1 pseudogene is annotated in these 302 nt (G+C 77.2%); it reads left to right on the top strand.

Annotated elements, in window-relative coordinates:
- Positions 1-302 (top strand): annotated as a pseudogene (locus JHD82_RS30200) (hypothetical protein); the annotation flags it as partial.

The raw sequence follows: 302 nt of genomic DNA, 5'->3' as shown, positions 1-302 counted from the left end.
CCCCCCCCCCCCCCCCCCCCCCCCCCCCCCCCCCCCCCCCCCCCCCCCCCCCCCCCCCCCCCCCCCCCCCCCCCCCCCCCCCCCCCCCCCCCCCCCCCCCCCCTTTTCCAGCAGAAGACGGCATACGCGATCAACGTCAGCGTCTCGTGGGCTCGGAGATGTGTATAAGAGACAGGTCCAGGAGTGCGGGGCGGGACTGGTGCAGATACGGCAGGAGCATGGGCGGCTGGCATTCGCCGCGCCGCCCATGCTGCGCTTTGGCGCGCCCACCGCCGATGAGCTGGATGCCGCGCTGCGCATGC

This window comes from Delftia sp. ASV31, from assembly GCF_016428765.1.
GTDB classification, from domain to species: Bacteria; Pseudomonadota; Gammaproteobacteria; order Burkholderiales; family Burkholderiaceae_C; genus Comamonas; species Comamonas acidovorans.
Note: the sequence above shows the minus strand (reverse complement) of the source record. Positions and strands in the feature narration are given on the sequence as shown.